This window comes from Hydrogenophaga sp. YM1, assembly GCF_016903055.1.
Classification (GTDB): domain Bacteria; phylum Pseudomonadota; class Gammaproteobacteria; order Burkholderiales; family Burkholderiaceae_C; genus Hydrogenophaga; species Hydrogenophaga borbori.
The window spans coordinates 139,642-153,909 of sequence record NZ_CP070223.1; the positions used below are offsets into that span (position 1 = coordinate 139,642).

The 14,268-nt window shown below is 69.0% G+C and carries 14 protein-coding genes; 10 read left to right on the forward strand and 4 right to left on the reverse strand.

Going from position 1 to position 14,268, the window contains the following annotated elements; genetic code table 11:
* Nucleotides 1-53 precede the first annotated feature (53 nt).
* The 10 genes from JNX00_RS00695 (at nucleotide 54) to JNX00_RS00740 (ending at nucleotide 12,211) form a co-directional block, all read left to right on the forward strand.
* Complete coding sequence (locus tag JNX00_RS00695; RefSeq protein WP_070399590.1) at nucleotides 54-1,415, forward strand: glutamine synthetase family protein; 1,362 nt, start codon at nucleotides 54-56, stop codon at nucleotides 1,413-1,415.
* Nucleotides 1,416-1,430: 15 nt separating this feature from the next.
* Nucleotides 1,431-2,870, forward strand: a complete 1,440-nt coding sequence (locus JNX00_RS00700; protein ID WP_070399589.1) for an aspartate aminotransferase family protein — start codon at nucleotides 1,431-1,433, stop codon at nucleotides 2,868-2,870.
* A 148-nt stretch (nucleotides 2,871-3,018) separates the two neighbouring features.
* Nucleotides 3,019-4,194, forward strand: coding sequence for an extracellular solute-binding protein (locus tag JNX00_RS00705; protein WP_070399588.1), 1,176 nt, complete (start codon nucleotides 3,019-3,021; stop codon nucleotides 4,192-4,194).
* An 80-nt stretch (nucleotides 4,195-4,274) separates the two neighbouring features.
* Nucleotides 4,275-5,372 (forward strand): polyamine ABC transporter ATP-binding protein, encoded by a 1,098-nt coding sequence (gene potA, locus JNX00_RS00710; protein ID WP_116959030.1) that lies wholly within the window; start codon nucleotides 4,275-4,277, stop codon nucleotides 5,370-5,372.
* Nucleotides 5,373-5,386: 14 nt separating this feature from the next.
* The gene (locus tag JNX00_RS00715) at nucleotides 5,387-6,292 is read left to right on the forward strand and encodes an ABC transporter permease subunit (RefSeq protein ID WP_070399586.1); all 906 of its coding nucleotides are present in this window, start codon (nucleotides 5,387-5,389) and stop codon (nucleotides 6,290-6,292) included.
* A gap of 12 nt (nucleotides 6,293-6,304) precedes the next feature.
* Nucleotides 6,305-7,141, forward strand: coding sequence for an ABC transporter permease subunit (locus tag JNX00_RS00720; protein WP_204743808.1), 837 nt, complete (start codon nucleotides 6,305-6,307; stop codon nucleotides 7,139-7,141).
* Nucleotides 7,142-7,245: 104 nt separating this feature from the next.
* Nucleotides 7,246-8,736, forward strand: a complete 1,491-nt coding sequence (locus JNX00_RS00725; protein ID WP_204743809.1) for an aldehyde dehydrogenase — start codon at nucleotides 7,246-7,248, stop codon at nucleotides 8,734-8,736.
* Nucleotides 8,737-8,746: 10 nt separating this feature from the next.
* The gene (gene gabT / locus JNX00_RS00730; protein ID WP_204743810.1) at nucleotides 8,747-10,054 is read left to right on the forward strand and encodes a 4-aminobutyrate--2-oxoglutarate transaminase; all 1,308 of its coding nucleotides are present in this window, start codon (nucleotides 8,747-8,749) and stop codon (nucleotides 10,052-10,054) included.
* Nucleotides 10,051-11,427, forward strand: coding sequence for a type III glutamate--ammonia ligase (locus tag JNX00_RS00735; RefSeq protein WP_204743811.1), 1,377 nt, complete (start codon nucleotides 10,051-10,053; stop codon nucleotides 11,425-11,427). Before gabT ends, JNX00_RS00735 begins: the two co-directional genes overlap by 4 nt.
* Before the next feature lie 37 nt (nucleotides 11,428-11,464).
* A complete protein-coding gene (locus JNX00_RS00740) occupies nucleotides 11,465-12,211 on the forward strand; it encodes a hypothetical protein (RefSeq protein ID WP_070399582.1) in 747 nt (248 codons plus the stop codon).
* A 16-nt stretch (nucleotides 12,212-12,227) separates the two neighbouring features.
* On the opposite strand, the gene JNX00_RS00745 is transcribed toward JNX00_RS00740, so the two are convergent.
* From JNX00_RS00745 to JNX00_RS00755, 4 genes are all read right to left on the reverse strand, one after another.
* Nucleotides 12,228-12,998 (reverse strand): class II aldolase/adducin family protein, encoded by a 771-nt coding sequence (locus JNX00_RS00745; protein ID WP_070399581.1) that lies wholly within the window; start codon nucleotides 12,996-12,998, stop codon nucleotides 12,228-12,230.
* A gap of 97 nt (nucleotides 12,999-13,095) precedes the next feature.
* Nucleotides 13,096-13,287 (reverse strand): DUF2892 domain-containing protein, encoded by a 192-nt coding sequence (locus JNX00_RS00750; protein ID WP_204743812.1) that lies wholly within the window; start codon nucleotides 13,285-13,287, stop codon nucleotides 13,096-13,098.
* Nucleotides 13,288-13,361: 74 nt separating this feature from the next.
* Entirely contained in the window at nucleotides 13,362-13,616 is a 255-nt protein-coding gene (locus JNX00_RS22300; protein WP_239478223.1) for a YkgJ family cysteine cluster protein, read from the reverse strand.
* An 11-nt stretch (nucleotides 13,617-13,627) separates the two neighbouring features.
* Nucleotides 13,628-14,224: an NAD(P)H-dependent oxidoreductase gene (locus tag JNX00_RS00755; protein ID WP_070399579.1), complete on the reverse strand. Its 597-nt coding sequence runs from the start codon at nucleotides 14,222-14,224 to the stop codon at nucleotides 13,628-13,630.
* Between the last annotated feature and the right edge of the window lie 44 nt (nucleotides 14,225-14,268).

A 14,268-nucleotide genomic window follows, 5' to 3' on the forward strand; every position in this document is an offset into this window, starting at 1 on the left:
CGCTATCCGCCCTTCGCGAACCCGAACCAATACCCAAGCCAAGGAGCCCGGCCATGAGCGCCCCCAAGAACTTCAACGAGCTGGAAAGCTGGCTCAACGAGCACCGCGTCACCGAAGTCGAATGCCTGGTGCCCGACCTGACCGGCGTGGCGCGCGGCAAGATCCTGCCGCGCGAGAAATTCACCGAGGACCGCGGCATGCGACTGCCGCACGCCATCGTGGCCATGAGCGTGACGGGCGAGCAGCCCGCCAGCGGCCCCTACTACGACGTGGTGGAGCCCACCGACCGCGACATGCAGCTGCGGCCCGATCCCACCACCGTGCGCATCGTGCCCTGGGCCACCGACCCCACGGCGCAGGTCATCCACGACTGCTTCGACCACAAGGGCAAGCTGGTGCCCTACGCGCCGCGCAGCGTGCTGCGCCGCATCTGCGGCCTGTACGAGGCCGAGGGCTGGGACCCGGTGATCGCGCCCGAACTCGAGTTCTACCTGACCGCGCGCAACACCGACCCCAACACCCTGCTGCGCCCGCCCATTGGCCGCAGCGGGCGCGCCGAGACCTCGCGCCAGGCCTACTCCATCGACGCGGTGAACGAGTTCGACCCGCTGTTCGAGGAGATCTACGAGTACTGCAACCTCATGGGCCTGAACGTGGACACGCTGATCCACGAAATCGGCGCCGGGCAGATGGAGATCAACTTCTTCCACGACCACCCGCTGGGCCTGGCCGACGAGGTCTTCTTCTTCAAGCGCACCGTGCGCGAGGCCGCGCTGCGCCACGACATGTACGCCACCTTCATGGCCAAGCCCATCGCGGGCGAGCCGGGCAGCGCCATGCACATGCACCAGAGCGTGCTCAACAAGGACAGTGGCCAGAACATCTTCAGCAATGCCGACGGCACGGCCTCCGACGAGTTCTTCCATTACATCGGCGGCCTGCAGCGCTACATTCCGGCCGCGATGGCGCTGGTGGCGCCCTATGTGAACAGCTACCGGCGCCTGTCCCGCCACACGGCCGCGCCGATCAACATCGAATGGGGCCACGACAACCGCACCGTGGGCATCCGCTCGCCGATCGCCTCACCCGAGGCGCGCCGCGTGGAAAACCGCGTGATCGGCGCCGACGCCAACCCCTACGTGGCCATGGCCATGACCCTGGCCTGCGGCTACCTGGGCATGAAGAACAAGATCAAGCCCAAGCCCGAGATGAAGGGCGACGCCTACCTCTCGCCCTACGCGCTGCCGCGCAGCCTGGGCGAGGCGCTGGACTGGCTGCGCCGCGAGCCCGACCTGCACGAGGTGCTGGGCCATGAGTTCGTGACCATCTACACCGAGATCAAGGAGCTCGAGTTCGACGAGTTCATGAAAGTCATTTCGCCCTGGGAGCGCGAGCACCTCCTTTTGCATGTCTGACCTGGAATTCCCGCGATGAACCCGAACCCCCTGATCGCCCCGCCCGCGCTGGTGCGCCGCGCCGAGCGGCACGACACGAAAGCCATCCAGGCGCTGGACAGCGCGCACTACATCCACCCCTTCACCGACCACGCCGACCTGGCCACGCGCGGCGCGCGCGTGATCACGCAGGCCCAGGGCATCTACATCTGGGACTCCGAGGGCCAGAAGATCCTGGACGCCATGAGCGGCCTGTGGTGCGTGAACGCGGGCTACGGGCGCAAGGAGCTGGCCGACGCGGCCTACCAGCAGCTCATGACGCTGCCGTACTACAACAGCTTCTTCCAGACCACCAACGTGCCGGCGGTGCAGCTGGCGGCCAAGCTGGCCGCGCTGGCGCCCGAAGTGCGCGGGCGCCGCTTCGAGCACGTCTTCTTCAGCTCCAGCGGCAGCGAAAGCAACGACACCAACGTGCGCCTGGTGCGCCGCTACTGGGACCTGATGGGCCAGCCGCAGCGCAAGACCCTCATCGGCCGCCACAACGCGTACCACGGCTCCACCATGGCCGGGGCCTCGCTCGGCGGCATGAGCGGCATGCACGCGCAGGGCGACCTGCCGATCCCCGGCGTGGTGCACATCGAGCAGCCCTACTTCTTCGAGAACGGCCGGCCCGGCGAGAGCGAGGCCGAGTTCGGCCTGCGCGCGGCGCGCTGGCTGGAGGAAAAGATCCTGGCCGTCGGCCCGGACAAGGTGGCCGCCTTCATCGCCGAGCCGGTGCAGGGCGCCGGCGGCGTGATCATCCCGCCCTCGACCTACTGGCCCGAGATCCAGCGCATCGTCGACCAGTACGGCATCCTGCTCATCAGCGACGAGGTGATCTGCGCCTTTGGCCGCCTGGGCCACTGGTTCGCCTACGAGAAGTTCGGCTACCGCCCCGACCTGGTGACCTTCGCCAAGGGTGTCACCAGCGGCTACATCCCCCTGGGCGGCGTGATGGTGGGCGACCGGGTGGCGCAGGTGCTGATCGACAAGGGTGGCGAGTTCAACCACGGCTACACCTACAGCGGCCACCCCGTGGCCTGCGCCGTGGGCCTGGCCAACCTGGAGCTGATGGAGCGCGAGGACCTGCCGCGCAAGGTGCGCGAGGACCTGGCGCCCTACCTGGCCAAGCGCTTCGCCGAGATCGCCGAGCACCCGCTGGTGGGCCTGGCCGAGACCTGCGGCTTCGTGGCCGGTCTGGTGCTGGTGAAGGACAAGGCCTCCAAGGCGATGTACGACCCGGACCTGGCCGTCGGCATGATGTGCCGCGCCCACTGCTTCAGGAACGGGCTGATCATGCGCGCGGTGGGCGACCGCATGATCATCGCGCCGCCGCTGGTGATGACGCGCGAGCAGATCGACGAAATGGTGGCCCTGATCCAGCGCTGCCTGGACGACACCTTGACGGAACTGCGCCAAAAAGGGCTGCATGCATGACTAGAATGGCCGCCGGTCCCTTTTTTGGGGCATGGCGGTCACGGAACGGGCTTCCCGGGTCTGGAACTTGCATGCCCCGAGCAGGTCATCAGCCGCCCTGCGTCGGCGGTTTTGGTCCCAACCCACCTCCCTTGGAGTGAGCATCACCATGAAGAAGCACGTTCTGGTTCTCGCGATGGCGGCCGTGATGGTCGCCGCCTGCGGCAAGAAGGAGGAGCCCGCTCCTGCTCCCGCTCCGGCCCCCGTGGCCACCGCCCCGGCGCCGGCCCCCGCGCCCGCCGGCCCGGTGCTCGACGAGGAGAAGGTTCTCAACGTCTACAACTGGCCCGACTACATCACCGAGAACATGCTCGCCGACTTCGAGAAGGAGTACGGCGTCAAGGTCAACTACGACACCTTCGAGAACAACGAGGCCCTGCACGCCAAGCTCGTCGCGGGCAACTCGGGCTACGACATCGTGATCCCCACCGCCGGCTTCGCCAAGAAGCAGATCGATGGTGGCCTGTACCAGCCCATCGACAAGAGCCGGCTCACGAACTACGGCAACCTCGACCCGGACTTCATGAAGAAGATCGCTGGCGTCGACCCCGACAACAAGTACCTGGTGCCCTGGGCCTGGGGCTTCACCACCGTGGGCATCAACAAGCAGAAGGTCGAGAAGGCCCTGGGCGGCATGGCCATGCCCGAGAACGCCTGGGACCTGGTCTTCAAGCCCGAGTACGCCAACAAGCTGAAGTCCTGCGGCATCGCCTACCTGGACTCGCCCAGCGAGATCCTGCCGGTGGCGCTGCACTACGTGGGCAAGCCCGCGTACAGCGAGAACCCCGAGGACTTCAAGGCCGCGCTGGACATGCTCAAGAAGGTCCGCGGCAGCGTGCGCCTGTTCTCCAGCACCATGATCGACGACATCGCCAGCGGCAAGGCCTGCGCCTTCATCGGCTGGTCGGGCGACATCAACATCGCCGCCGGCCGCGTGAAGGAAACCGGTGGCAAGGACGAGATCGTGCCCCTGCTGCCCACCGGCGGCGGCCTGGTGTTCATCGACACCATGGCCATTCCGAAGGATGCCAAGCACGTGAACAACGCCTACGTGTTCATCGACTTCTACCTGCGCGCCGCCAACGCCGCCGCCATGGCCAACGAGATGAACTACCCGACCGGCAACAAGGCCGCGCTGGCCGACATCAAGGATGAGGTCAAGGGCAACAAGACCATCTTCCTGGGTCCCGAGGACACCGCGCGCCTGATCCCCACCGGCGGCTTCTCGAACGAGATCTCGAGCGTGCTCAACGACACCTACAACGCGTTCAAGCGCGGCAAGTAAACCGCCGGCGCCGCTCGGCACGCACCGGGGCTGTTCATCCACCAGGACGAACAGCCCTTTTTCTTTCTGGAGGCACTTTCATGACAGACCCCGCCGGCTTCCTGGTGACCGAAAAAGTGGTCAAGCGCTTCGACGATGCGCTGGCCGTCGACGAAGTTTCGCTGTCCATCCGCAAGGGCGAGATCTTCGCCCTGCTGGGCAGCTCGGGCTGCGGCAAGTCCACCCTGCTGCGCATGCTCGCGGGCTTCGAGACGCCCACCGCCGGGCGCATCCTGCTCGGCGGCCAGGACCTGGCCACGGTGCCAGCCTACGAGCGGCCGGTGAACATGATGTTCCAGAGCTACGCGCTGTTCCCGCACCTGTCGGTGTGGGAGAACGTGGCCTTCGGTCTGCGCCGCGAAGGCCTGCCCAAGGCCGAGATCCAGCAGCGCACCGACGAGATGCTGGCCCTGGTGCAGCTCACGCCCTACGCCAAGCGCAAGCCGCACCAGCTCTCGGGCGGCCAGCAGCAGCGCGTGGCCCTGGCGCGCAGCCTGGCCAAGCGGCCCAAGCTGCTGCTGCTGGATGAGCCCCTGGGCGCGCTGGACAAGAAGCTGCGCGAGCAGACGCAGTTCGAGCTGGTCAACATCATCGAGAAGGTGGGCGTGACCTGCGTGATGGTCACGCACGACCAGGAAGAGGCCATGACCATGGCCAGCCGCATCGCCATCATGAGCAAGGGCCGCGTGCTGCAGGTGGGCACGCCGTCCGAGATCTACGAGCACCCGGTGAACCGCTTCGTGGCCGACTTCATCGGCAACGTGAACCTCTTCGAGGGCAAGCTCAGCGTCGACGAACCCGACCGCTGCGCGGTGAGCAGCGGCATCGGCGAGATCCATGTGGGCCACGGCATGCCGGGCACGCTGGGCATGCCGGTGGCGCTGGCTGTGCGGCCCGAGAAGATCGAGATCAGCAAGGCGCCGCCGCCGGCCGATGCCGGCCCCAACGTGTTCAAGGGCAAGGTCAAGGAGATCGCCTACTTCGGCGCGCACAACACCTTCATCGTCGTGGCCAGCAACGGCCAGCGCGTGAAGATCACCGAGGCCAACACCTCGCGCCACGACCTCTCGGACATCACCTGGGAGGATGAGGTGTATTTCTGGTGGAGCGACACCGCCGGCGTGGTGCTGCGCGACTGAGCGGGAGAGCGACCATGAACCTTCCCATGCCCGGCAAGCGCTTCGTCATCGGCGTGCCCTATGGCTGGCTGCTGCTGTTCTTCTTCCTGCCCTTCCTGATCCTGCTGTACATCAGCTTCGTGGACATGGGCGGCGACATCAGCCCCTTCAAGCCGCTGTGGGACCCCGACACCGGCGTGCTGCGCCTGAAGTACGAGAACTACCTGGCCATCTTCCGCGCGGAAGAGGGCGCGCCGCTGTTCCGCACGCTCTACATCGACTCCTACCTGCGCTCGATCTGGTACGCGCTGCTCACGGCGGTGTTCTGCCTGGCCATCGGCTACCCCTTCGCGTACTTCATCGCGCGCTCGCCGGCCAGCGTGCGTCCGGCGCTGCTGCTGCTGGTGATGCTGCCGTTCTGGACCTCCTTCCTGCTGCGCGTCTACGCCTGGAAAGGCCTGCTGGCCGATCAGGGCGTGATCAACCGCTTCATGATGTTCGTCGGCATCAGCAGCGAGCCCATCCCCATGCTGTACACCAACGTGTCCATGCTGGTGGGCATGACCTACGTCTATCTGCCCTTCATGGTCCTGCCGCTGTACGCCAACCTGGTGAAGATGGACTTCCGCCTGCTCGAGGCCGCGTACGACCTGGGCACCACGCCCTTCAAGGCTTTCTGGCTGATCACGGTGCCGCTGTCCAAGGCCGGCATCATCGCGGGCTTCATGCTGGTGTTCATTCCCTGCGTGGGCGAGTTCGTGATCCCCTCGCTGCTGGGCGGTCCCGAGAACTACATGATCGGCCGCGTGGTGTGGGACGAGATGTTCACCGCCAACGACTGGCCCAAGGCCACCGCGCTCGCCGTGGTGATGATCGCGATCATCGTGGTCCCGCTGGCCTTCTACTACAAGTACGCCGGCGAGCAGGCCGAGCAGCGCTGAGGAGGCACCCGCATGAAATCCTTCCTCGAAAAACATTTCGGCAAGCTCTGGCTGCTGGTGGTCTTCGGCTTCCTCTACCTGCCGCTGGGCTTCATGGTGCTGTTCTCGTTCAACAGCACGCGCACCGACGCGCGCTTCACCGGCTTCTCGCTGCGCTGGTACGAGGCCCTGCTCAACGACAGCAAGATCGTCGACGGCTTCTTCCTCTCACTCCAGATCGCCGCCGTTACCGGTGTGCTGTCGGCCGTGCTGGCCACCTTCGCGGCCTTCGTGCTGGTGCGCTACCGCCGCTTTGCGGGCCGCACGGTGTTCAGCGGCATGGTGAACGCGCCGCTGGTCATGCCCGAGGTGATCATCGGCCTGTCGCTGCTGCTGCTGTTCGTGGGCGCGCAGAACCTGCTGGGCTGGCCGCAGCGCGGCATGCTCACCATCATCCTGGGCCACACGCTGCTGGGCATGGCCTATGGCATGGTGGTGATCCAGAGCCGGCTGCTGGAGATGGACCGCTCCATCGAGGAGGCCGCCAGGGACCTGGGTGCGCGCCCGCACCAGGTGTTCTTCCTGGTCACGCTGCCCAACATCTTCCAGGCCATCCTGGCCGCCTTCCTGCTGGCCTTCACGCTCTCCTTCGACGACGTGGTGATCACCGAATTCCTGAGCGGGCCGGGCGTGAGCACGCTGCCGCAGGTGATCTTCGGCTACGCGCGCCGGGGCATCAACCCGACCATCTACGCGGCGGCCACGATCCTCATCGTCACGGTCACCGCCGTGGTGGTGAGCTACGCGGTGTGGGTGGCGCGGGCCACGCGCCGGCGCGAGCGGGAGATGGCGGCGGCGGTGCGCGGCTGAGGCCCGCAGTGGACGGGCGGCCACCGCCGAAAGTGGCTGTTCACGCGGCTGGGCAAGGGGCGTAGCATGGGGCCGATCCCTTCGGCCTCCGCGACCCCCTTGCCATGACCACCACCGCCCTCCAAGCCCCCTCCCTGTCCCTCGACGGCCGCGCCTTCATCAACGGCGAGCGCGTCGCCGCGCGCGACGGCCAGACCTTCGACTGCTTCTCGCCCGTGGACGGGCGGCTGCTGGCGCCCGTGGCGCGCGGCCAGGCCGCCGACATCGACGCCGCCGTGGCGGCCGCGCGCGCCGCCTTCGAGGACCGCCGCTGGGCCGGCCTGCCGCCGGCCAGGCGCAAGCGCGTGATGATGGCCTTCGCGGACCAGATCCTGCAGCACGCCGACGAGCTCGCGCTCACGGAAACGCTGGACATGGGCAAGCCCGTGCGCTACGCGCGCAGCGTGGACGTGAACAGCGCGGCCAACTGCATCCGCTGGTACGGCGAGGCGGTGGACAAGGTGTACGACGAGATCGCGCCCACGCCCGACACCGCCCTGGCCCTGATCACGCGCGAGCCCCTGGGCGTGGTGGGCGTGATCGTGCCCTGGAACTACCCCATGATCATGGCGGCCTGGAAGATCGCGCCGGCCCTGGCCGCGGGCAACTCGGTGGTGCTCAAGCCCAGCGAGAAGAGCCCGCTGACGGCGCTGCGCCTGGCCGAGCTGGCGCTGGCCGCGGGCATTCCGCCCGGCGTGTTCAACGTGGTGCCGGGCTTCGGCCCCGAGGCCGGCAGCCCGCTGGCCCTGCACATGGACGTGGACTGCATCGCCTTCACCGGCAGCACGCGCGTGGGCAAGCAGATCCACGTGATGGCGGGCCAGAGCAACCTCAAGCGCGCCTGGACCGAGCTGGGCGGCAAGTCGCCCAACATCGTGTTCGCCGACTGCCCCGACATCGACAAGGCCGTGGAGGCCGCGGTGGGCAGCATCTTCTTCAACCAGGGCGAGAGCTGCAACGCGCCCTCGCGCCTGTTCGTCGAGGCCTCGATCAAGGAGGCCTTCCTGGAGAAGGCGCTGAAGCTGGTGCCGCAGTACCAGCCGGGCAACCCGCTGGAGAAGGCCACGGTGATGGGCGCCATCGTCGACAAGACGCAGATGGACACCGTGTTGCGCTACATCGACTCGGGCAAGAAGGAGGGCGCCCAGCTGCTCGCGGGCGGCGAGGCGGCCGAGCCCGTGAAGGGCGGCTGCTACGTGCTGCCCACCATCTTCGACGGCGTGAAGAACGACATGACCATCGCGCGCGAGGAGATCTTCGGCCCGGTGCTGTCGGTGCTGTCCTTCACCGACGCCGCCGACGTGGTGAAGCAGGCCAACAGCAACATCTATGGTCTGCAGGCGGCGGTGTGGACGCGCGACATCAACAAGGCGCACGGCGTGGCGCGCGCGCTGCGCGCGGGCACGGTGCACGTGAACCAGTACGACGAGGACGACATCACCGTGCCCTTCGGAGGCTTCAAGCAGAGCGGCGTGGGCCGCGACAAGTCGCTGCACGCCTTCGACAAGTACACCGAGATCAAGACGACCTGGATACGGATCGACAGCCCCATTTGAGGAGAGCGCCATGAACGCCCCGCAAAAGCCCGAGACGCTGAACGCCCCGCACACCAACGCCGCCTGGCACCAGCGCCGGCTCGCGGCCACGCCGCGCGGCGTGGGCGTGTTCGGCGATTTCTTCATCGACCGCGCGAAGAACGCCGAGCTCTGGGACATCGAGGGCCGCCGCTTCATCGACTTCGCGGGTGGCATCGCGGTGCTCAACACCGGCCACGTGCACCCCAAGGTGCAGGCCGCGATCGCGGCGCAGCTGCAGCGCTTCACGCACAGCTGCTACCAGGTGGTGCCCTATGCCGAGTACGTGTCGCTGGCGGAGCGCATCAACGCCATCGTGCCCATCGACGGACCGGTGAAGACGGCCTTTTTCTCCACTGGCGCCGAGGCGATCGAGAACGCGATGAAGATCGCGCGCGCCGCCACCGGGCGCAGCGGCATCGTCGCCTTCGGCGGCGCCTTCCATGGCCGCAGCCTGTTCGCGGTCTCGCTCACGGGCAAGGTGCAGCCCTACAAGGCCGGCTTCGGGCCGTTCCCGCCCGAGGTCTACCACGTGCCCTTTCCGGTGTCGGCCGACAGTTTCGAGGACGCGAAGAAGGCCATGGTCCAGCTCTTCAAAGCCGACATCGAGCCCAGCCGCGTGGCGGCCATCGTGTTCGAGCCGGTGCAGGGCGAGGGGGGCTTCAACCCCATCCTGCCCGCCGCGGTGCAGTGGCTGCGCGAGCTGTGCGACGCGCACGGCATCCTGCTGATCGCCGACGAGGTGCAGACCGGCTTCGCGCGCACCGGCAAGATGTTCGCCATGGAGCACTTCGGCGTGCGACCCGACCTGATGACCCTGGCCAAGAGCATGGCCGGCGGCACCACGCTGTCGGCCGTGTGCGGCCGCGCGGCCGTGATGGACGGCCCCGCGCCCGGCGGCCTGGGCGGCACCTACGCTGGCCACCCGCTGGCCATCGCGGCCGCGCACGCGGTGCTGGACGTGATGGAAGAAGAGGGGCTTTGCGCGCGCGCGCAGCGCCTGGGCGACCAGCTCATCGCCACCCTGATCGCCAAGCGCGCGGCGCTCCAATGCATCGGCGACGTGCGCGGCCTGGGCGCCATGGTGGCCTGCGAGTTCGTGGACCCCAAGACCGGCGCGCCCGACGCCGACACGACGAAGCGGGTGCAGATGGCGGCGCTGCGGCGCGGCCTGCTGCTGCTCAGCTGCGGGGTCAACGCCAACGTGATCCGTTTCCTGTTCCCGCTCACCATCGAGGACGCGGTGTTCAACGAGGGCCTCGCGGTCTTCGACGCCGCGCTGGCCGAGGTGGTTGCTTGAACGACAGCGCCGGGCGCCTGGGCCAGGCGCTCGACGCGCTGGAGTCGCGCGCGGCCGAGCTGCGCGCGATGGGCGTGCACTCGGTGCTCGCCACCTTCACCGACCTGGCGGGCACGCCCAAGGGCAAGCTCGTGCCGCTGGAGGGCCTGGCCGGCGCGGTGGCCGTGGGCGCGGGCTTCGCCGGCCCCAGCATCGTGGGCACCGGGCTGCCGCGCATGGGCCCGCGCAGCGAGTACGTCGGCCGCGTGCTGCCCGAGACGCTGCGGCCCTTGCCCTTCATGCCCGGCGTGGCGCACGCCGTGTGCGAGGGCTTCGCGGGCGGTGAACCGCTGGACACCGACCCGCGCGGCGCGCTCCAGCGCCAGGTGGCGCGCCTGCGCGAGCGCGGCTGGACGCTGTGGGTGGGCATCGAGCCCGAGTTCTTTCTGCTCAAGCGCGGCGCCGATGGCCGCTGGGGCGTGGCCGATGCGCGCGACACGCTGGCCAAGCCCTCGTACGACCTGCGCGCCATCGGCCGCCAGCGGGGCTTCCTGGACGACATGCGCCAGGCGCTCACGGCCCTGGGCTTTGGGCTGGAGCAGATGGACCACGAAGACGCGATCGGCCAGTACGAGATCAATTACCGGCACGACGTGGCGCTGGCCGCGGCCGATCGCTACCAGCTCTTCAAGCTCACGGCCCAGGCCGTGGCCGAGCGCCACGGCTGCGTGTTCTCCACCATGCCCAAGCCGCTGGCGGGCGCGCCGGGCAGCGGTCTGCACTTCCACCTGAGCCTGACGGACGACGGGATGTCCTCCGGCGCCGGCCGGCCGCTGATGGCCGACGGCGCGGGCGCGCTGGGCCTGAGCGAAACCGGCTGGCGCTTCGCGGCTGGCCTGCTGCGCCACGCCGACGCTCTGGCCGCGCTGTGCGCGCCCACGGTCAACAGCTACAAGCGGCTGGCGGCGAGCCGCAGCGCCTCGGGCACCACCTGGTCGCCGGTGTGGAAGGCCATCGGCGACAACAACCGCAGCTGCCTGCTGCGCGCGGTGGCGGGGCGGCTGGAGTGGCGGCTGCCGGACCCGAGCTGCAACGTGTACCTGGCGCTCGCGGCCACGCTGGCGGCCGGGCTCGACGGCATCGACCAGGGCCTGGTGGCGCCCCGGCCCTGCCGCGACGACCTGTACGAGCGCCACGCGCGTGGCGAGCCGATGCCCGCGCGCCTGCCGCGCGACCTGCACGACGCGTTGCTGGCGCTGGAGGGCGACGCCGAACTGCGCGCCGCGCTTGGCGAGCCGCTGGTGGCCCAGTTCCTGTCCCTCAAGCGCGCGGAGTGGGCCGAGTACCACGCGCAGGTGAGCGACTGGGAGCTGGAACGCTACGCCGAAGGCTGAGCCGGCGGGGCCCGGCGCGATCGGGATAATCGCGCGCGTGAGTTCCCCAAGCACCGCCGTCGACGGCACCAAGACCTGGACCAAGACCACCGACCGTCCGCTGCGCAGCTGGCGCAAGTCGGCGGGCGTGTGGCTGTTCGCGCATTTTGTGGGCGTGCCCATTCCCTGGGCGGCCGCGCGCCAGACCGATCCGCGCGCGCTGCTGGCCCATGAACACGAGCGCCTGCTGGCCCTGGCCGCCGTGGGCGAGTGCGTGCCGCGCGTGATCGGCTTCGATGGCCGCACCCTGGTCACCAGCGACGTGGGCACCACCCTGGACTACCTGCTGTTCCAGCGAGCGCCCGAGGAGCGCCTGCCGCTGATGTGCGCAGCCGCTGCCGACCTGGCGGGTTTTCACGCGCGCGGCCAGTGGCATGGCGGCGCGCAGGCGCGCAACATCACCTGGAACGGCGAGCGCTTCGCGCGGCTGGACTTCGAGGAGCCGCTGGTGCCCGGCCTGGCGCTGGACATGGTGCAGCGCTACGACGTGCTGCAGCTGGTGCTGTCGCTGGCGCGGCTGATCGAGCCCCTGGGGCCCGGCGCGGTGCACGCGGTGCTGCAGGCCTACGCGGCGGTGGACGCGGCGCAGGGCGAGGCGCTGCGCCGCTTCATTGCCCGCCTGCTGCCGCGCCTGCAGCGGATCTCGCGGCTGGCCTCGTGGTCGCGGCGGCTCGACACCTCGCGCGAGCTGATGCGCCTGCGCACGGTTCTGGAAGGCATGGCCGCCTTCGTGGCCGAGCGCTGAAGCCGCCGCACCGCGCTCAGGTTCTGTACGACGGGTCCAGGCGCTCCAGTTTTCGCAGCAGCGCGGGCCAGGCGATCTGCGCGCCCTGGCCGGCCGTGGCCACGCGCATCACCTCGGCCATGCCGGCGAGGATGCGCGGGTCCACCGGGGTCAGCTCGCTGCCGCCGGCCAGCGCGTCGACCTGGATGCGGCAGGCGTTCTCGAAGGTGTACATGGAGAGAAAGGCGTCGGCGATGGAGCGGCCCACGGTGAGCAGGCCGTGGTTGCGCAGCACCAGGTAGTTGGCTTGCCCCAGGTCGGCCTGCAGGCGCGGTATCTCGTCGGGGCGCAGGGCCACGCCTTCGTAGCCGTGGTACGCAAGCGAGCTCAGCACGAAGGTGCTCTGCTGGCTGATGGGCAGGATGCCGTGCTTCTGCGCGCTCACCGCCACGCCCGCGCGGGTGTGCGTGTGCAGCACGCACTGCGCCTCGGGCCGCGCGCTGTGCACGGCGCTGTGGATGACGAAGCCCGCCGGGTTCACGGGGAAGGGCGAGTCGTGCAGCTTGTTGCAGGCCATGTCCACCTTCACCAGGCTGCTGGCGGTGATCTCGTCGAACATCAGCCCGTAGGGGTTGATGAGGAACTGGTGCTCACCGCCGGTGAGGCTGTCGGGCAGCTTGGCGCTGATGTGGGTGAAGACCAGGTCGCTCCAGCCGTAGGCCGCCACCAGGCGGTAGCAGGCGGCAAGGTCGCAGCGCAGCGCCCACTCTTCGGCGCTGACGACTTCTTTCAGGGAGGGGATGTGCATGGCGTGTCTCCGGGCCGCCTCGGGACGGGCGGCCCGACACGCACTCTAGGCGCGCTGGCGCGGCTTGGGCTGTCCGTGCAGCGACAGGGCGGCGGATTCAGCCGCGCGTCTTGCAGGTGCTGATGCCGAACAGGGCGTAGGGCGGGCACCAGCCCACCACGCCGGTGAGCAGGGGCACCACGCCGAGCCAGCCCCACCAGCCCACCGTGCCGGTGGCGGCCAGGGCGATGAGGACAAGACCAATGAGGATGCGAAGGGAACGGTCGATGCCGCCGACGTTGGGGGTCATGGGGGTCTCCATCAGTGAACGATGATGTTCAAGCCGATTGGACGCCGCCACGAAGGCAGCCGCTTTGATCCAGATCAGGGTGCCGTCGCGCGCTCGAGGTGTCCGAGCCATCGCATTGCATGTGAGCGCTCGCTACCGCACATTTCCCGGCTAGGCTTCAAGGAGGTGCAGACCGGGGGCCGCTCCGGCCGGCCGAACAGGCGACAGCGCAGGGCCGCGTCCAGGTGCGGGCAGGGCAGGCCGGCCGGCTTGCCCTGGGGCAGGCCCGGCATCGCGCTGCTGATCGAAGGCGCGGTGCAGCAGGCGGCGCAACCGGGGCGGCAGTCCATGGCCGGCGGGCTCAGTCCGGTGCGTTGAGCTTGCGCGCGGCCTGGATGGCCTGTTCCACCACGCCCTGCACGGCGGCCTGGGCGAGGCCGCTGATCAGCTGGCCCTGGTCGTCGAAGGCTTCGCCGGCCTTGCTCAGCGCGTACTGCTTGGGCGTCAGCCAGCACTGCAGGTTCAGCAGCAGGGGCGACAGGTGCGACAGGCTGCGCAGCCCGCCCAGGGCGCCGGGCGAAGCGCTGAGCAGGCCCACCACCTTGCCCGCGAAGGGCTTGGTGCCGCTGGACCATTCGGGGTCGCCCTTGATGGGGCTGGACACCCAGTCGATGGTGTTTTTGAGCAGACCGGTGTAGCTGCCGTTGTACTCGGGCGAGCAGATGACCCAGGCGGGGTGGGCATGGAAGATCGCTTTCAGGCGGCGGGCGGCCTCGGGGGTGCCACGCGCTTCGAGGTCGGCGTTGTAGAGCGGCAGTTCGTGGTCGGCCAGCTCCAGCAGCGTGACCTGGGCGCCGGCGGCGCGGCCGAGGTCGGCGGCGACCTGGGCGAGCCGTCGGTTGTGGGACTGCGCGCGGGTGCTGCCCGCGAAGACGAGGAGGGGGGTGGGCGGGGTCATGGGGGCGGATTCTGGCACCGCCGCCGCGCCGGATTCCTGCGCCG

What these genes read in the sequence shown, in the direction of transcription:
- JNX00_RS00755 (WP_070399579.1), bottom strand. Translation starts at nt 14,224, where the DNA reads ATGACCCCGCCCACCCCCCTCCTCGTCTTCGCGGGCAGCACCCGCGCG.
- JNX00_RS00705 (WP_070399588.1), top strand. Translation starts at nt 3,019, where the DNA reads ATGAAGAAGCACGTTCTGGTTCTCGCGATGGCGGCCGTGATGGTCGCC.
- potA (WP_116959030.1), top strand. Translation starts at nt 4,275, where the DNA reads ATGACAGACCCCGCCGGCTTCCTGGTGACCGAAAAAGTGGTCAAGCGC.
- JNX00_RS00700 (WP_070399589.1), top strand. Translation starts at nt 1,431, where the DNA reads ATGAACCCGAACCCCCTGATCGCCCCGCCCGCGCTGGTGCGCCGCGCC.
- JNX00_RS00725 (WP_204743809.1), top strand. Translation starts at nt 7,246, where the DNA reads ATGACCACCACCGCCCTCCAAGCCCCCTCCCTGTCCCTCGACGGCCGC.
- JNX00_RS00715 (WP_070399586.1), top strand. Translation starts at nt 5,387, where the DNA reads ATGAACCTTCCCATGCCCGGCAAGCGCTTCGTCATCGGCGTGCCCTAT.
- gabT (WP_204743810.1), top strand. Translation starts at nt 8,747, where the DNA reads ATGAACGCCCCGCAAAAGCCCGAGACGCTGAACGCCCCGCACACCAAC.
- JNX00_RS00745 (WP_070399581.1), bottom strand. Translation starts at nt 12,998, where the DNA reads ATGCACATCCCCTCCCTGAAAGAAGTCGTCAGCGCCGAAGAGTGGGCG.
- JNX00_RS00720 (WP_204743808.1), top strand. Translation starts at nt 6,305, where the DNA reads ATGAAATCCTTCCTCGAAAAACATTTCGGCAAGCTCTGGCTGCTGGTG.
- JNX00_RS00750 (WP_204743812.1), bottom strand. Translation starts at nt 13,287, where the DNA reads ATGACCCCCAACGTCGGCGGCATCGACCGTTCCCTTCGCATCCTCATT.
- JNX00_RS22300 (WP_239478223.1), bottom strand. Translation starts at nt 13,616, where the DNA reads ATGGACTGCCGCCCCGGTTGCGCCGCCTGCTGCACCGCGCCTTCGATC.
- JNX00_RS00695 (WP_070399590.1), top strand. Translation starts at nt 54, where the DNA reads ATGAGCGCCCCCAAGAACTTCAACGAGCTGGAAAGCTGGCTCAACGAG.